The 19,970-nt window shown below is 36.9% G+C and carries 3 protein-coding genes; all 3 read left to right on the top strand.

The window, feature by feature from the left end:
* Positions 1 to 374: 374 nt before the first annotated feature.
* The 3 genes from ABD771_RS00040 (at position 375) to ABD771_RS00050 (ending at position 19,016) form a co-directional block, all read left to right on the top strand.
* Positions 375 to 8,267 carry a fibronectin type III domain-containing protein gene (locus tag ABD771_RS00040; protein WP_345088797.1) on the top strand — a complete coding sequence of 2,631 codons (7,893 nt, stop codon included), beginning with the start codon at positions 375 to 377 and terminating at the stop codon, positions 8,265 to 8,267.
* Positions 8,268 to 8,670: 403 nt separating this feature from the next.
* The gene (locus ABD771_RS00045; RefSeq protein ID WP_345088800.1) at positions 8,671 to 9,324 is read left to right on the top strand and encodes a hypothetical protein; all 654 of its coding nucleotides are present in this window, start codon (positions 8,671 to 8,673) and stop codon (positions 9,322 to 9,324) included.
* A gap of 245 nt (positions 9,325 to 9,569) precedes the next feature.
* The gene (locus ABD771_RS00050; RefSeq protein WP_345088803.1) at positions 9,570 to 19,016 is read left to right on the top strand and encodes a T9SS sorting signal type C domain-containing protein; all 9,447 of its coding nucleotides are present in this window, start codon (positions 9,570 to 9,572) and stop codon (positions 19,014 to 19,016) included.
* Positions 19,017 to 19,970: the final 954 nt, after the last annotated feature.

The following is a 19,970-nucleotide window of genomic DNA, read 5'->3' on the forward strand; positions in this document are numbered from 1 at the left end:
AATTTATACTTTAATAAGGTTGTTTTTTTAGTTGGATAAATAAATTAAGTTTAATTATTTCTTGTAATTATTACGTAGTACCTATTTAATGTGTTAATTAATGGTAGTTGTAACAAAAATATATTGTACTTGGTTTATTTTTTTTGATTTAATAATCAAAAAAAGATGTGTTTTAACGATTTTTTTAAACATTTTATCGTTTTTGTGAATTAATCATTAGCAAGTAATTAACTTTTTTATAAATTAACCCATTAATTAACCCAATTTTATAAATTATGATGAATAACTACAATTCTCTGAGTTATCGAAAATTATCGAAACTCAGCTCGCAAGAGTCCGAAGTAGTTGGGAACAATCCCAATTCAAAGGGCAGTATGCGAACATCGTGGCTTATGAGTTTGATGTTTATGGTATTACTGCTTTCAGGATTTACTTCTTGGTCGCAAATTGCTCTACCTTATTCAGAAACTTTTGCAGGAATAACTGTTGCCAATGGTTTCCCAACTGTGACTGGTGGTGCTTGGACTAGGTCTGGGACCACAACAAACCAACCCACATATATTACCAATACCGGTTCATATAACCAGTCGGGTAATGGTGACACCAAATATATCTGTCACAGATATAACTCAGGTACAAGATATTATTTTGTTGGTCCGTTTAGTTTAACTGGTGGAGTATCATATACTTCTAGTTGTTTATACAAAGCAGATGGGTTAACTGGTTTTGGGCCATTAGCTTTAACTTATGGTACTACTGCAGCTGCAGCGACTCAAACTAATACAATAGCTTCTGTCCCTGCGGACATTGTTAATGCTTCTTTTAATACGTTGACTGGAGCTTTTACTCCAGCAACCTCAGGCAACTATTATGTTGCAATTAAATGTACAGCCAATGGTAATCCTTGGTATTTGACTCTGGATGATTTCAAACTTAATCTTACGCCAACTTGTGTTACACCTTCAGCTTTGACTTCAAGTTTAGTAACTGCGACAACGGCTACTATTGGTTGGACAGCTTCTACAACTCCTCCAGCTAGTGGATATGATTATTATGTTTCAACATCAAGTGTGCCGCCAACTGGCAGTACTACACCAACTGGAAACGTTGGAACAACTACTTTTTCAGTTGGTTTAACTGGTTTAACTCCGAATACACCTTATTATTATTGGGTGCGTTCTAATTGTTCTGTTTCTGATAAGTCTGATTGGTCAGGGACATCTAATTTTACTACACTATGTACCCCTTTTTCAATGCCTTATAATGAAGGATTTGAAACGGCTGTGGTTCCGAATTTACCAGGTTGTATGTCAAGTTCTCATCCTTTAACTCGTTCTACAACAGCAACTGGTGCTGCGCCAAGAACAGGTTCTATTTATCAAAATATTCGTTGGACTCCAACAGTAAATAAATATGTTTATTCTGCTCCTCTCGCTTTAACAACAGCAACTTCTTATGACTTTGGAGCTTGGTATTTAACTGATGGTCTATCAGGTTGGACATCAATTAAATTGTTTGTTAATACAAGTCCTTCTGTTACAGGAGCTACTTTGTTAACAACGGTTTCGAATGCAACAAACACTACCTATCAAAAAATACAAGGTAGCTATATTGCTCCAACAACAGGAACCTATTATTTCTTTATTGAAGTAGTGCATACGAGTGGTCCTAATGATATGTCAATTGACGATATGTTTGCAGAAGTTACACCAACATGTACAGCGCCTTCGGCTTTATCAGTAACTACTACTTTGGATTCTGCAACAGTTTCATGGACTGCTTCAACTACTAATCCAGCAAATGGTTATGAATACATATATTCAACTACCAATACTGCTCCAACTGCTGGGTCTACGCCTACTGGAACAGTGGCGGCTGGTGTAACAACAGCTACTTTTTCTGGTTTAACAATAGATACCAATTACTATTGGTGGGTTAGAGCCAATTGTGATGGGATTGATAAGTCCTCATGGGTAGCAGGTACTACTATTCGACCAGGATATTGTACGCCAACGTCATCTAGCGGATGTTCTGCGGGAGATCTTATTGCAAGAGTTATTTTAAATACTTTAGACAACAATTCTGGTACAACTTGTACTAGTTTTTATAACAATTATACAACTAATTCTGCTTTAACTACCACACTTCAAGCTGGTTCTACTTATAGTTGTCAGGTTTATACAGGAGCTTATGCTCAAGTTTTTGCTGCATGGATTGATTATAATGATAATGGTTTGTTTGAAACTAATGAAAGAATTGGTTTTACAAGTTCTGCTGTTGCGGCAAATTCATCTGCTTCATTTAATATTGCTTTAGCATGTAATCCTCCATTAGGAGTTCATAGATTGAGAGTTAGAAGTGGATGGAGTGTAACAGTTGCAGGTAATGCAATTACACCTTGTGGAATACCTAGTGATTATGGCGAGGTAGAAGATTATTTGGTAACTATTAGTGCTGCAGATCCTTGTCCAAAACCTTCAACTTTAGCTGTTGCATCTGTAACTCAAACCTCTGCCACATTATCTTGGGTATTAGGTTGTGCTGAAACAAATTGGGAAGTTGCCGTTCAATTGGCAGGCTTAGGAGTTCCAACTGGTTCAGGAGTAGCTTTAACTGCTACGACTTATGCAGCTTCAGGTTTGAATGTAGGTACAAATTACGAATATTATGTTAGAGCGGCTTGTACACCTGGATCATTATATAGTATCTGGGAGGGTCCATTCGCTTTTGCAACCCTTGATAATGCACCGGCATGTGCTAGTATTATTTCACCAACTGATGGTGCTACTAATGTTGCCATTGTTTCAGGTGCAGCACAATTGACTTGGTCTGTTCCAGCAACTTCTCCAACAGAAGGAGCTGCAACTTCTTATGATGTTTATTTGGGAACTACTAGTGGTACATTAACTTTATTAGGTAATATCCCTGCACCTGTGAGTGGTAATCCAACAGTAGGTATTACAGGTCTTTTATATAATCAAACTAATTATTGGAGAATTGTTCCAAGAAATTCAGGAGGTACAGCTGTTGGCCCTTGTGCTGAATGGAGTTTTACAACTGGTCCTGCTCCTGCAAATGATATTTGCTCAGGTGCAACAGACTTAGGTGCTTTAACTTCACCTATAAGTGATTCTACTTCAGGATTAACAAATGATTTCACTCCTTCATGCCATTCTAGTGCAAGTGGAGACTCTTATTATTTTATTGCTGTACCAAATGGGTATACTTTAAATATTGGACAAACTGTAAATGGTTATGATTCTGTTCATACATTGTTCTATGGTTCATGTGCATCTCAAACTGAAATCTTGTGTCAGGATGAACCAGATGTAGAAAATGAAGTTTGGACTAATACAACAGGTCAAACTCAAAATGTATACTGGGTGCAAGATGGTTGGAATGGACAAAATGGTACCTTCACATTGGCTTGGTCATTAATTCCACCTCCAGTTGTTGTTAGCTCATTTACTCCTTCTACTGTTTGTGGTCAAGCAGGAGGAACAGTTATGACAATTACAGGTTCTAATTTTACAGGTACAACAGATGTACAGTTTAATGGAATTAGTGCTGGAGCAGGAAACTTTACAGTAAATAGTGATACACAAATAACAGCTACTTTACCTGCAGGAAATACAGCAGGAGTTGTATCGGTTTATAGTACTCCAAGTGCTAATGGTTCTGCAAGTAGCGCTTCTAGTTTAGTGGTAAATACTTTTCCAATTGTTGACCCAATTTTAGGTTCATCAAATGATTTATGTATACCTAATACATTAGCATTAACAAATGCAACTGCACTTGGTGTTTGGTCAAGTTCAAACTCATTAGTTGCGACTGTTGATTCAGCAGGTTTAGTAACTGGTGTTGCAGAGGGAACAGCAACAATTTCATATACAGTAACTGATAACGGTTGTTCTACAGCTTCAACTTATGTTGTTAATGTAAAAGAGCCAGTAGCTATTTCAACACAACCACTACAACAAGTAATTTTAACTGGAACAAATGCTTCTTTTTCAGTTGCAGCTACGGGTTCAGGTTTATCTTATCAATGGGAAGAATCTACTGATGGAGGTACTACATTTTTACCTGTGTCTAATGGTGGTGTTTATAGCGGAACTACTAGTAATAATCTAGTATTAACAGCGGTTCCAGACACAATGAATACTTATCAATATCAATGTGTTGTATCTGGAGCTTCTCCATGTGATCCAGTAACTTCAAATAGTGTTTTATTAACAGTAGGAAATACAGCTATTACATTGAATCCATCAAATGTAAATTTATGTGATTCAGGAACAGCAGTATTTAGTGTTACAACTTCAGGAATTGCTAATAGTTTCCAATGGTACGAAGATCAAGGTTTTGGTCCACTGCCTATTTCTAATGGAGGAAATTATAGTGGAGCTACTTCAAATACTTTAACAGTTACAGGTAATACAATAACTAATAATGGATGGACTTATTATGTAGATGTAACAGGAGCAATTACAGTATCTTCAACAGTAGCTACTTTAAATGTGGCTTCAGGAGTTTCAGTTTCATCTCAACCAACAAGTGCTTCAGTTTGTAGAACAAATGGAACTCATGTGTTTTCTGTTTCTGCAACTGGAGGCGTAACAAGTATTCAATGGCAACAATCACCTAATGGTGTTTCTGGATGGACAAATGTTGGAGCTTCAAGTGCTTCTTCTCCATCTAATTTAAGTATTTCTGTAACAGGATCTACTCCAGTTGGAACAACTTATTATAAAGCTATTGTAAGTTCTTCATCACCATGTTTACCAATTGAATCTGATGTAGTTACATTAACTATTACTCAACCAACAATTAGTGTAACACCAAGTTCAGCTAGTTATTGTGTGCCTGGTTCACCAGTTACATTAACAGCTAGTGGAGCATCAACTTATGTTTGGTCACCTGCATTTGGTTTGTCAGCTACAACTGGAGATACAGTTTTAGCATCTCCATCAGTTTCTACAACTTATACAGTTACTGGTACTGATGCTTCAGGATGTACAAATACTGCTACTGTAATTATAACAACAGGTCCTGTAGTAACAGCTACTGTTTCAGCGACACCTCCTACTTTTTGTTCAGGATTAGGTTCTCAATTGGCAGTTGTTACCCCAGTTGTTAATACTACCCCAGCTAACTATTCATTTAGTGCTTCTGCAGAAACTTATACACCTATAGTTGGTGGAACCAATAGTACCGCTACTGGAGATGATGGAACTCAAAATAGTATCGCGATAGGTTTCCCATTTAGTTATGGTGGATCTAATTTTACTACATTTAGTATTTCGACTAACGGAACAATACGTTTGGGTGCAGCTGCCACATCATATACTAATGGTTTAGCATCTAATACAAATGTTTTAGCAGCAATGTGGGATGATAATCATAGAGGAACAGGTTCGATTTCTTATCAAACATCAGGAACAACTCCGAATAGAGTTTTGACAATTCAATGGTCAAATGTTGCTATTGGTGGTGGTGGAACCAACGCGAATCTTACAAATAATTATCAAATAAAATTGCATGAAGGTACTAACCTAATTAAATATTGTTATGGTGCTTTAACTGCTGATAATGGTTTAACTGCTTCTATCGGTATTTCAGGAGCATCTGGAAATTACAAAAGTGTAACTCCTCTTTCTCCTGTTGCTACATCTACAGTTAGTTCTACTTCTGAGAATTCAGGAATATCGTCTGTTGATGAAATTCCTTCAGGAACAGTTTATACTTTTACACCACCTATTGTTCCAACATATACTTATGCTTGGTCACCAGCAACTTACTTGTCTAGCACAAGTATTGCAAATCCTGTGGCGTCTAATGTTACTGAAACAACTACTTACACTGTTGTAGTTACAAATAATTTTGGATGTAGTACTTCACTTACTCAAACATTAACAGTTGAGTCAGGTGCATCAATTACATCTCAGCCTTCTGCACTTAGCCAATGTGCTGGAACTAATGCTTCCTTTACCGTTGCGGCTACTGGTCCAGGATTAACGTACCAATGGCGTAAAAACGGAATAGGTATTACAGGTAATGCTTCTGCAACAACTGCCACTCTTAATTTGACTGGTATTGTTGAAGCTGACGAAGCATCATATGATGTTGTAGTTACTCCAGCGTGTGGACCAACAGCTACTTCAACTGCTGTTGCATTAGTTGTTAATGAAGTTCCAACAGCAGTTCCGACAGCTGATAGTTTAGTTTGTGAGTCATCTACATTGAATTTGACAGGAACTACTACTAATGGTACTATTTTTGCTTGGACAGGTCCAAACGGATTCTCTTCATCATTGCAAAATCCAAGTATATCTAATGTTACATTAGCAGCATCCGGAACTTATACTTTTACAGCTAGCACAGTTGATGGATGTTCTTCTTCAGGAACAATCAATGTAACTGTAAATCTAAATCCAGCTCCAGTTGTTACTAATTCTGGTAATTCAACTACAGCATGTATTGGAGAGATTAAAACATTATCTGCATCTGTTGCTCCTGCAGTTCCAGGTTCAGTAACATTATCATTTGGTAGCAATTTAGTTTCTGAAGGATCAACCGCAGCTACTTATCCATTAACTATTTCTGGAATTCCTGCTGGTGCTGTTATTACTTCTGCACAATTATTATTAAACAACGTTAGTGCAGTTGGTACATCATACAGAAGTGAAATTAGAGTTGCTCTATCAGGTGCACATACTTTGGCATCTACTCAGATATCTACATTAGGATCTGTTGGTGCAATTACTCCAAATCCAGTAATTAATTTGACAGGATTTAATGCGCCTAGTGGTGTTATAAATTTATTGATAACTGAAACTTATAATGATGGTGGAAATGACGCAACATTTGGTTCGGCTCAATTAGTAATCAATTATTTAATACCTTCAGGAATAGTATGGTCACCAACAACTGGATTATACACAGATGTTGAAGCTACTGTGCCTTATAGCGGTACTCCAACAAATACAGTATACACCAAAGTAAATGGTCCAGTTTCTTATACAGCTACAGTATCTACACCTTTAGGTTGTTCTAGAGGAACTACAAAATCATTTACCATTGCAACTTCTGGTTGTCCAACAACAACAACTTTAGCACCAGCTTCTTGTGGTGTTACATTGTCTGGATGGTATTCAACAGTAACAACAAACTGGTATAATTTTGCACAAGGCTATAAGTTTAGAATTACTAAGGTAGATTTGAATACTAATGTGCCAATTGCTAATCCAATTGTTATTGAAAGACCAACGAATAATATTTCTTTGGCTAACGTTCCAAATACTACTTACAATTCAAGATACATGTTTGAAGTATCTGTTAAACTTAATGGTGCATATCAGCCGTTCTATGGAGCGCCATGTTATGTAAACACACCAAATCCAGTTTCAACAATTGGTGCACAATGTGGAAGTACATTAACAGCCATGAACCAATGGATTAATGCAGGAGCAGTTTCTAATGTTACTGCTTATAGATTCAGAGTTACAAGAGTAATTTCAGGTGTTCCAACAGGAACTTCTCAAGAAACTACGCAACCAGCTAACAAGTTTAACATGACTCAATTGTCAGGTATTTTGTATGCTAGTACTTATAGAATAGAAGTTTCATTAAGAAATACTGATGGTACCTTCTTACCTTATGGTACAGCATGTAATATCAATACACCAGCTCATCCTACTACTCAAGTTAGATCGGTTCAATGTAATAACTATCAAGTTACAAGTAACTCTGAGTTAATTATTGCTGATGCAGTAACTGGTGCAATTACCTACAGATTTAGAGTTTACAACGGAGTTGATTATGATACATTCTACGACAACCAATTCAACAGATTTACATTAAACAACTTCCCTGGGTTAATTCCAAATGGAGCTATTTATTCTGTACAAGTTGCGGTTAAGTTACCAAATGAGCCAAGTTTTGGTCCATACAGTAAAGCATGTACTATCAAGACTCCAATGCAAGCAAGAGCTATTGCATCAGATGTTCAATTAGAAGTAGTAAATGTATTTGAAGCATTGGCTTATCCAAATCCATTTGCAGAAAACTTCAAGTTGGATGTGAAAACTACTAGCGAAGCTAACATTCAAGTTAGAGTTTACGACATGATAGGAAAACTAGTAGAAGACAAAATGATAAACGCTTCTGATATTCAAAACTTTGAATTAGGAAACCAATATCCATCTGGAGTTTACAATGTAATTGTATCTCAAGAGTCCAATACTAAAACACTACGTGTTATAAAAAGATAGTTTTTTAAATAAGAACTAAATAGTTTAAAACCTCCTCAAGAAATTGAGGAGGTTTTTTTATTATTAGATTCGGGTTTTATTCCTATTTCGTTCGTATTTCGTTCGTAGTTTGTTCGATGTCTTAAGTAAGGGTTTAATTATGGACTAAATAGGAGTTAAGTAAAAGTAAAGGGCGTAACGATAGCGACATGGTAGCGTCATGGCTACGTAATGGTAGCGTTATGGTTTTTGATAAAATGTTAGGATTTTGATTGCTTTTTCTTTAGTTTTGAAAAATGCTTAATGATATAGAAATCAGGAGCTAATGTAGGGATTTTATTTTGATTTTATGGCAAAAAATGTTGGATTAATTCAGTTTGAGGGTTCTATTGGGAATTTGGTTGCTTATCATCGCAATGGAAGTTTGATTATACAGCGTAAAGGTGGTTTTACGGGTAAGCGGCTTAAGACAGAAGAACGTTATGAATCGGTTAGGAAGCGTCAGAGTGAGTTTGGTAAATGTGCTAAATTGTCTTCTGGAATTAAACGTGCCTTTGCTTGGTGGTTGCAATGGGTTCCTGAGAATATGATTTATAACCATATTCAGTCGGTGGTTATGGGTGTGAAGAATTGTGATGTTTTGTCGGAAAAAGGTGCTAAGACTTTTGAAAAAGGCATAGCTACCGTTGCTGGTACTTCTCTTTTTAGAAAGTTTCAATTAAACCCTAAGCGGTCTTTGTGCGCAGGGATTATTATCAATACTCCTTTTAATTTTGAAACTGGAAAGGTTAGTGTTACGCCACACGATTATAAACTCAAGTCTAGGATGTGTTTGGGAGTGGAATTGCTTTTGTTGCAAATAGATTTGAATACTTATGATTATCAGGTAATTGGAAGTGGTGTGCAGTATTGTGATGTATTGCACCAAACTATAGACTTGGAAGTAGCAATCCCTCAAGAACAAGTGTTTATGGCGGCTTTTCTTTTTGTTGGAAAATGCTCTAAAGAAGGAAAAAGTTATGCTTGGATGCGTGATGTTGAGGTTGGTTTTGGATTATTAGATTTTAAATTGGATTAAAAGAGGTTAAGACAACTATAAAAATAGTAAAACCTACTACTTTTCTTATGATTTACTTAATTAGCTGTAATTTGACTATGTAGTTTAAAATCTACATTGCTAATACTTTGTTAATTAAAAAATTAATGTAATTTTACAAGCTGAAAAAAAGTGTTCATTCCCAAATGAATGCAACCCTAAAAAACTACTTAAAAACATTGATTTTTATGATTAACTTTACTAAAATTACTTTAAATCGACTTGTAATGAACTCGATTTTTTCTTTTGTAATGTTGCTAAGTTTTGTCTCATTTGGACAAACTAATCCAACCACAGCAACATTGCCATTTAATTTTACCGGCGCTGCAACTTTACCTACATCTATGGCAGTTCATAGATTTGGAACTTCAGCTGGAGCTATACCTACCACTAGAATTACAACCGATGGAAATGCTGATTTGCCTGTTACAACTACAAACAATTCAGGTGGATACATGATTGAAGGTGTTTCTGGAGTTGATGGTGTTACAGTGTTAGCCTCTGGTAGTCAATCAGCGGGAGCAATAATTTCTGAAATTTCAACTACAGGATTATCAAATATTTCTGTTTCTTGGATATCTTGGACTAAATTGGATCAAGCTTCTTATACAAATTCAATAGCTTTACAATATAGAGTTGGGGATACAGGTACGTGGACAAATGTTGATAGTCCATCATCTTCAGTTTATTCTACTTCTACTGCTGGACGCGCAAGTGGTGTTAGTTATACGCAAACTTTACCTGCTGGTGCAAACAATCAAACAATTGTTCAAGTTAGATGGATTTATTGGGTTTCTGCAGGTGCTTCTGGTTCAAGAGATAGATTAGGAATTGATGAGGTATCAATTACCGGAACCTCTGCTCCAACAATCAACGGTACAATTGTTACCGGAGAATATGGTGTTCATACCAATGGTTCAAACCAACAAGGAAATACTTATTTAACTTGGGATGATACTAATCTTTATGTTGCCGTTGCAAGTTCAAATACTACTGAGGCTTTTGTTTTGTATTTAGATAAAGATCCGCAAATTCCTGTAAATGGTGGAACTAATGCTAATGGTACAAGTGTAGGTCAAGGTTATGATGGAACTAATTTTGCCGAATTACAATATAGAGCTGATTTGGTATTATATGTCAAAAATGGATATAGAGAATATAGAACAGCTGACGGAAGTAATGGCTGGACAGGTCCAACATCTGGTTTTGGGAGTTATGCGGAAACTGGTGGTAATACAAGAGAATTCTCAATACCTTGGTCAACCATTGGTGGTCAACCATCGGCTTTCAATTTTTTTAGTTATGTAACAAGTTCAGGTGGTTTTGTTTATGGTCAAACCCCAACTGAAAATGCTGGTGGTACTATTGGAACAAGTGCAAGATATTCAAGATATTATACGGTAAGTAGTACTACATCTGGTAGTTCAACTTTGCCTTTTAGTAGAAATAGTTATGTTTTTAATAGCGCTTCTGATGTTTCAAGTTTTGGACCAATCACAGCTTATGATTTTACAATGAATACTTCAGGCAGATTTCTTTCAAGAACAGGAAACACTGCTGGGAACTGGGTAATCAACGGAAATTTAGTAGTTGGTAACGGAACTATATATTTAGGAAGTGGCGGTGGAAGTTATGGTACAACATCAGTTGCTGGAAACTTAAACCTTTTAGGTGGTTCATTTAATATGGATCAAACAACTGCTGCAATGTCAGTAACAGGAAATGTTTCTATTGCTTCTGGTGCATCATTAGTGCTATCAGGAACTAGTGGTGGAGATTTTAGTCTTGCAGGAAATTGGTCTAATAGTGGTACTTTTTCTACAAATACTAGATTGGTTACTTTTAACGGAACAACAGCTCAAACTTTAACTGGAGCTACAACTTTCGATTTCTTAACTTTAAATAATACAACAGGTTTAACTTTAAATAATTCAGCAGTTGTAAATCAAACATTAGGATTAACTTCGGGTAAAATAACTCTTGGCGCTAATGATTTAACAGTTGGAAATTCTGGAACCATTACAGGTGCAGGTGCTACTAATTATGTTGTAACAAATGGTGCAGGACAACTTAAAAGAACAGTTGCTGCGTCAAATACACTTTTTGCAGTTGGTAATGCTTCATACAATCCTATCACTTTAAATAATTCAGGAACTTCTGATGTTTATGGTGTAATTGCAGTTGATGGGACTTTTGCTACACCAAATGATAATACAAGAATTGTAAATAGAAGATGGCAAGTTACAGAAGCTGTTGCAGCTGGAAGTAATTTAGCTATTCAAGCACAATATAATACTGGTGAGCCAGCAGCAAATTTTGCAGCAGCATCTACACCTTATTTAGGATATTACAATGGTAGTGTTTGGTCACAAGTTGGAGCAACTTTATCTGGAGCCAATCCATTTGTTGCAACTTCTTCAGCAAATTCAACTCCATCTGATTTAACAACAGGTACAAATTATTTTGCAATTGGTAAAGACGCAGCTTTTATAGCTTTACCTGCAACACAATTTGTAATTACATCTATAGCTCCTGTAACGCCTCAGGTTGGTTCAGGATTTAACGTTACTGTAGAAGCACAAAACGCATTGAATGTATCAGCAAATGTTACTGCAAATACTTCATTTACATTGACTACTAACGGAAATGCAGGTGCAATTTCTGGAACAATAACAGGAACAATTGTTGCAGGAACTAATTCAATTGTAGTTTCTGGAGTAATTTTAGCAACAACAGGAACTGGAGCAACTATTACGGCTACACAAACATCTGGTGATCCATTGACAGCAGGAACAAGCGCTGCATTTAATGTGGTTGCAGGTGCCGATCATTTAACTTTTGTTGGAGTTCCAGCAACAGGATATATTAGTACCAACTTAGCTTCATTTACTGTTGAAGCAAGAAGACCAGATAACTCAGTAGATACAGGGTATACAGCTAACGTAACTATCGCTAAAGCATCAGGACCAGGAAACTTAGGAGGAACTGTAACTGTAGCAGCTGTTGCAGGTATAGCTACTTTTAATGCTGCACAATTTGATGCAGTTGGTTCTTATACTTTAACAACAACTTCTGGAGTTTTAACACCAGATACAAGTGGAACAATTGTTGTGACTTTAGCGCCGGTAAGTATTTTTGCTAATCCAATTACTGGTTCATCTCCGGGTAATACGAGTCCATATACAACAGGACAAACTTTTGATACAAATATTACTGTAAGTGGCGTGATTAGGGGTTCAGGAATTTCAGGGGTAACAGGAAATGATAGATATACAAATACAAACTGGACATTATCTACCTCAATTGATGCTAATGATTATATAGAATTATCATTAACTCCAAACTTAGGATATAGTATTAACTTTGAAGATTTTAATTTTACAAATCAAAGATCTGGTTCTGGTCCATCAAACTTTTCGGTACGTTCAAGTTTAGATGGTTTTTCGACTGATTTAGGGGTTTATTCTAACACAGCTACTAATATCTCAAATAATGAAACTCTTTCATTATCTGGCGTTGCATTTAATGATATTTCATCAACTATTACTTTTAGAATATATGGTTATAATGCAACTAATACAGGAGGAACAGGAAGTTTGAATGATTTTAATTTTAGAGGAAATGTAACATGTGTTGAACCAGTTGCTTACTCCGTTACTGGTGGTGGAAATGGATGTGCGACTACAGGTGTTGCGGTTGGTTTGGCTAATTCGCAAGTTGGTGTTAGTTATCAGTTAAAAATTGGAGGTACTAATACTGGTTCTCCAGTTGCAGGAACAGGTAGCGCAATATCTTTTGGAAATCAATTAGTAGCTGGTACTTATACAGTAGAGGCTTCTAATACTAATGGAACTTGTAATTTAACACTAGCTATGACAGGTAGTGTTGTAGTAACTTTAGATCCGGCATCAGTTGCAGGAACTGTTTCAGCTAATCAAACAATTTGTGAAAACACACAGCCAACTGATATTTCATTAATAGGAAATACAGGAACAATTCAATGGCAATCTTCACCAGATAATATAACTTTTACAGATATTTCTGGAGAAACTGCGGCAACTTTAGCAGGAGCAACAATTGGAAATTTAACGGCAACTTCTTATTATAGAGCAATGGTAACTAGTGGTGCTTGTACAGCAGCTACTTCTGCAGTTGTTATCATTACTGTTACTCCAAGTGTTGCAGCAAGTGTAAGTATTGCGGCTGTTCCTTCTGGAGTAATTTGCTCAGGAACTAGTGTAACATTTACAGCAACTCCAACTAATGGTGGAGCAACTCCAAGTTACCAATGGAAAATAAACGGAACAGATGTTTCTGGTCAAACTGCTTCAACTTTTACAAGTTCAACTTTAGCAAATGGAAATGTGGTAACTGTTGTTATGACTTCTAATGCTACTTGTGTTACTGGTTCACCAGCAACTTCAGCAGGTATCACTATGCAAGTGTCGAATCCAGTAGGATATGCTAATCTTCAATTCCCACCTTCGGGAACTATTTGTCAAGGTGGAACTTATACGGTTTACGGACAAGTTTTTCAAGCAGGTGTAACACCTGGTGCAGGCGCAGGTTCAGGAATTACAGTTGAGTTTGGATACGATGCTGCCAATACCAATCCGGCTACTTGGACGAACTGGTTTACCTCTGGTTATGGTTCTGATGTGGGTAATAACGACGAATATGTTTATAATTTTACTCCTTCTTTAAATGGTGTTTATTATTATACTTTTAGATATAAATCAGGTGCTTGTGACTGGCAATATGGCGGTTACAACTCTACAGGAGGAGGTTTCTGGAACGGAACTACCAATGTAAATGGTGTTTTAACTGTTAACACGAATGCTGCACATACTATTAGTTTAACTAGTGGATTGGGTACTAATGTACAATCGTTCTGTCAAAATACAGCGCTTCCAACAGCTATCACCTATGCTGTAGGTGGCGGTGCTACTGGAGCTGGGGTTACAGGATTGCCAGCAGGAATGTCTGGTACCTACAATGCTGGTGTATTTACTATCAGCGGAATACCTTCAGCAGGCGGTGTGTTTAATTATATAGTTACCACAACTGGTAATGGATGTGCTACGGCTGTTAATCAAACAGGTACTTTAACTATTTCTAGTACCATTGATTATGCTAATTTACAATTTCCAGGTTCACAAACGGTTTGCGAAGGAGCTAGTTTTACGGCTTATGGACAAGTTTTTGAGCCAGGAGTTACTCCAGGCACTGGGGTTCAAGGTGCAGGTATTATTGTAGAATTTGGATATGATGCAGCTAATACTAATCCAGCTACTTGGACGAATTGGTTTGCAGCTAGTTTTAATTCATCAGGAGGTGGTACTAATAATGACGAGTACCAATATGTTTTTACAGCACCAACTAATGGAACTTTCTATTATACCTTCCGTTATAAGCAAGGTACCTGCGATTGGCAGTATGGAGGTTATAATGCAGGTGGTGGAGGTTTCTGGAATGGAACAACAAATAATAATGGTGTTTTAACAGTTAACCCATTGGCTACGGCAAGTATTTCATCAAATAATGGTCCGATTTGTTCGGGAGTTGATGCAATTTTTACCTTAACAGGTACTTCAGGAGCTGTGGTTACTTATAACTTAAATGGAGGAACAAACACTACAGTCACTTTAACAGGCGGAACGGCTATCGTTACTGTAACAGGAGCTACGGCTAACCAAACATTAAATTTAGTTTCTGTAACTAATGGAGTTTGTCCAGCTTCTTTAACAGGTTCTTCTACGGTAACGGTAAATCTAAATACTACTATAGGAAGTGTAACTACTTCTATTTGTTCTGGTCAAAGCTATATTTGGCCAGCCAATGGACAAGTCTATACTACTGCACAATCAGGAACTATTTTTGAAACGGGCTGTAATACGGCTACTTTAAACTTGACAATTAATACACCACCAACAATTAGTTGCCCTGCTAATGTATCTGTCAATACTGCTTTTGGGGAATGCAGTGCAATAGTAAATTTTGCTGCGGCTACTGTAACAGGTTCACCCGCTCCAATAGTTATCTACTCTCAAAACTCAGGAACAAGTTTTCCTGTTGGAACAACAACAGTTACCGCTACAGCTACTAATTCATGTGGTAGTACTTCATGTACTTTTACCGTAACGGTTAACGATATCCAGAACCCAACGGTATCTTGCACATTTAATGGTGCGCAGGTGAATGTTTACAATAACCTCGCACCTGGCGGAGGGACTGCTGCAAATGATAAGAACTTCGCCAACATCAGTCGTTGGGCTCAGCAATTTACTGCTAGTAGAAGCGGGTCCGTGTCGAATATCAAGCTTAACCTATACAGATCGAATGCTTCAACTGGAGGGAGCACTACATTCGATGTGCAGTTGTGGAGTGGTAGCGGAGCTATTCCTACGGCACTTCTTGCTTCCTTGAAGACAGTTAACTGGTCTGATTTCCCAATTAATAGTGCAGCAACAAATACAAGCAACTTTGTTAATATTAATAACTTCAGCTCAAATTACGATTTGATAGCAGGAACTACATATTGGCTTGTTATAAATCAGTCTGCAAATGGTCCGGCTAACAAGAAGTGGTCGATTGTTGGCAGCGGTCGCCAAACCGCATCTTTCAACTTTAATACGAATACCTGGACAAACCAAGGCACAGTGAGCAATCTCGGCGCAGAAGTTACTGTTTCTGATCCTATCCGAAATACCCAAGCGCTTGCCTGTAATTACACCACCGTGGGCGCAGAATTCGACCCTTCGGGAAGTATTGACAACTGCGGAGTAACTGCAACTAATTACACACTCGCTGGTGCAACTACAGGCACTGGAAGCAATACACTTGCTGGTGTGGTCTTCAACAAGGGCTTAACTACGGTGACCTGGACGGTTACCGATAGCGTCGGGAATACGGGCTCTTGCTCCTTTACCGTAACTATAATTGATAATGCAGTGCCAACTTTAACTAGTCCGAATAACCAATCCATAGATGTGATTTCTGGCACTTGTGCGGCTAACTATACCATTGCGGATCCTATAAATGACAATTGTTCTGGAGCTACCTGGGGGTATACTCTTTCAGGAGCTTCAACAGGAACTGTAATAGGAATATCCGACGGGATAAGTAGTGGGATACTTTCTTTTAATAAAGGAGTTACCACGGTTACTTTAAGCGGGACCGACGGAACAAATACCGCTACAACAACTTCATTTACTGTAACAGTAACACAACCAGCTGCTCCAACAGGATTGGCTTGTTGGGAAACGGCAAACTTAAATACAACTACTTGTTTATGGGAAGTAACAGGAACACCACCAGCTGCTCCAACATTTACGCAAGTAAGCGCTATTTGTTCAGGAGCTTCTATGGCTGCATTGCCAACTACTTCTGATGAGGGTATTACTGGTACTTGGTCGCCTCCAGTTAATAATTTAGCTACTACTACTTACACATTCACCCCAACAATTGGTCAATGTGCTAGTACGGCTACAATGACAATTACGGTAATTCCGAATATACCAGCGAGCGTAAGTATAGTAACAGGAACAACAACAATATGCTCTGGAGCAAGCGTTACCTTTACAGCTACACCTACAAATGGAGGCACTACTCCAACTTATCAATGGTCAGTAAATGGTGAGACAGTTTTAGGTGAGACAGCTTCAACATTCACCTCTACAACTTTAGCAAATAATGATGTAGTTACAGTTGAAATGACTTCGAATGCGACACCTTGTTTAACAGGTTCACCTGCAACTTCTACTGGAATTACAATGACAGTTAATCCATTACCAACAGCAAGTATTTCTGGAAACAATGGTCCAGTTGTTTGTTCTGGAAGTGATATAACTTTTAGTTTAACTGGTACATCTGGAGCTGTGGTTACTTATAATATAAATGGTGGTTCAAATACAACTGCTACTTTAACAGGAGGAACAGCAACAGTTACAGTTACTGGAGCTACAGCTACACAAACATTGAATTTAGTTTCTTTAACAGATGGGACTTGTCCAGTATCTTTATCTGGTTCTTCTACTGTAGTTATTGAATCTACAACTTGGGATGGAACTTCATGGAGTAATGGTACGCCAACAAGTACAAAAGCGGTAAGTTTTACAGGAAATTACACCATAGGAGCTGACTTTGATGCTTGTAGTATTTCTGTATCTAACAATGCTGTTGTAAGTGTTACTTCTGGATATAATGTTACTTTAAATGGAGCTATAACAGTTGCTTCTGGAAGTTCGTTTACCTTAAACAACAATGCTAATTTATATCAAGTAAATGCTTTGGCAGTAAATACAGGAAATATTATAGTAAAACGTCAGTCTAATCCTTTAATTAGATTGGATTATACTATGTGGTCATCACCAGTTACAGGTCAAGGATTGTATTCGTTTTCACCTTTTACGTTTGATAATCGTTTTTATGTTTATAACACGTCATCCAATTTATACAACAATAGTTCAATCGGATTCACTATCACAGGATTGAATGGAGCAGGAGTAAACGGAACAGATACTTCAAATGTACCCTTTACAACAGGAAAAGGATACTTAATTCGTTTGCCCTACAACCACCCAACAGCACCAGTTGTTTGGAATGGTAGCTTTACAGGAGTTCCTAACAATGGAACTAAAACCATTACTTTGGCAAATGTAAGTGCAACACAACAGTTTAATGCAGTGGGTAATCCTTATCCATCACCAATTAGTATTGCACAATTTGCATCAGATAATACTAACGCAATTGAGCCAACCTTATACTTCTGGAGAAAAACAAACAATGCTTCAAGTCCATCGTATTGTACATGGAATACTTCATCAGCAACATTTGGAGATAATGGAGAGGCTTATACTACTTCACCAAATGGAGTAATCCAAACAGGTCAAGGATTCTTTGTTGAGGCAAAAGATGGTGCCACGTCATTAGAATTTAATAATGGTCAACGTGTGTCAGATAATACTAATCAATTCTTTAGAGCCAATACAGCAGCTACGCAAACCAATGAAGCACATCGTGTTTGGTTGAACTTAACAGGAACTGGAGGAGCTTATTCTCAGGCGGTTGTTGGATATTTTACCAATGCTACTTCTGGAGCTGACGCGTATGATAGTAAATATTTTAATGATGGCCCAGTGGCTTTAAATATGGTTATTGGAAGTACAGAATATGTTATTCAAGGTCGTCCAACACCATTCCAAGCAACTGATATTGTTCCATTGAATTATAAAGTGACTACAGCAGGAACTTATACTTTTGCAATAGATCATGTTGACGGATTGTTTACAGGTGGAGCACAAGCTATTTATATTAAAGACAATCAAGATGGTTCTTACCATAACTTGAGTGCGCCTTACACATTTACATCGGCTGCAGGAACCTTTGCAAATCGTTTTGAATTGGTTTACCAAACGGCTTTAGCTGTAGATAATAACGATTTTACTGCAAATAGTATCAATGTTATCAAACAACAAAATGATGTTGTGGTAAGAACTGCTGGAACTACTATGCAAGAGGTTACTATCTACGACATTAGAGGTAGAGTATTGGTTACTAAAAATAACATCAATGCTTCAGAGACTAAAATCAATGTGGGAACAACCAATCAAGTATTGCTTGTTCAAGTAACTACAACTGAAGGAATAAAAGCTACTAAGAAAGTGGTTAATTAGTGTTCGGTTGTCAGTTTTCAGTTTTCGGTTATTAGGTTAACTCGTCCTATGGACTCGATATATATAGAAAAAGCTCTTTCGGAAACGGAAGGGCTTTTTTTATGGTTTTTGGTGATCCGTTTTTTGGAACACAGATTGATAAAATTTGAGAAATATTAATAATCTTTTTATTTTCTTTGTGCTTAGGCGCTTCGCTTGTTTGGAACGCGGATTATAAGGATTGCTATGCAAACGCTGATGGTCGCGGATTTTTTGTTTTGTGGTTTTTGGTGTTACGTTTTTTGGAACACAGATTGAAGAAATCTTTATAATCTTCATATTTTTTTTGTGCTTAGGCGCTTCGCTTGTTTGGAACGCGGATTTTACGGATTGCTATGCAAACGCTGATGGTCGCGGATTTTGGTGTTTAATTTTAGTTAAAGGTTTTTCTTGTGTATGCATTCTACTAGCTGCTTAGTTCTGCTGAAACTTTTCAATTTATGGGAAATTTTGGAATGATAATTTGTTTTGGAATAGCCTATTTATTCTTTGTTATTAAAACACTTATATGCAATAAAATAACACTTATTACAAAAAAATAGTCGATTAATTATTTTTATTTGAAGTTCAATAATTTGGTGGTATCAAATAAATGAGTACTTTTGTTACTCGTTATTAATGTAAGTAACTATGATAGAAACTTTTATTGTTTCGAAAGATTGGATATTATTTATTAATTTATTGATATTAAGCTTATGAGTTTTATTTCTAAGTTTTTGAGGAATTCTTTCGATAAAGAAATAGATGGTACTGGATTAGCTGTTTTTAGGATAGTGTATTCCTTTTTTCTGTTGTGTGAAATTGCTCAAATGTTCTATTTTAGGCATTTAATTTTTGATAAAATACCTTATATTGAATTGGCTGAAATAAATTTTGCCATTCCAATTAGTATTTGGTTTTTGTCTGTCCTTTTTA

It is taken from the genome of Flavobacterium chungnamense (assembly GCF_039539165.1).
Taxonomy (GTDB): domain Bacteria; phylum Bacteroidota; class Bacteroidia; order Flavobacteriales; family Flavobacteriaceae; genus Flavobacterium; species Flavobacterium chungnamense.

What these genes read in the sequence shown, in the direction of transcription:
- ABD771_RS00040 (WP_345088797.1), top strand. Translation starts at nt 375, where the DNA reads ATGCGAACATCGTGGCTTATGAGTTTGATGTTTATGGTATTACTGCTT.
- ABD771_RS00050 (WP_345088803.1), top strand. Translation starts at nt 9,570, where the DNA reads ATGAACTCGATTTTTTCTTTTGTAATGTTGCTAAGTTTTGTCTCATTT.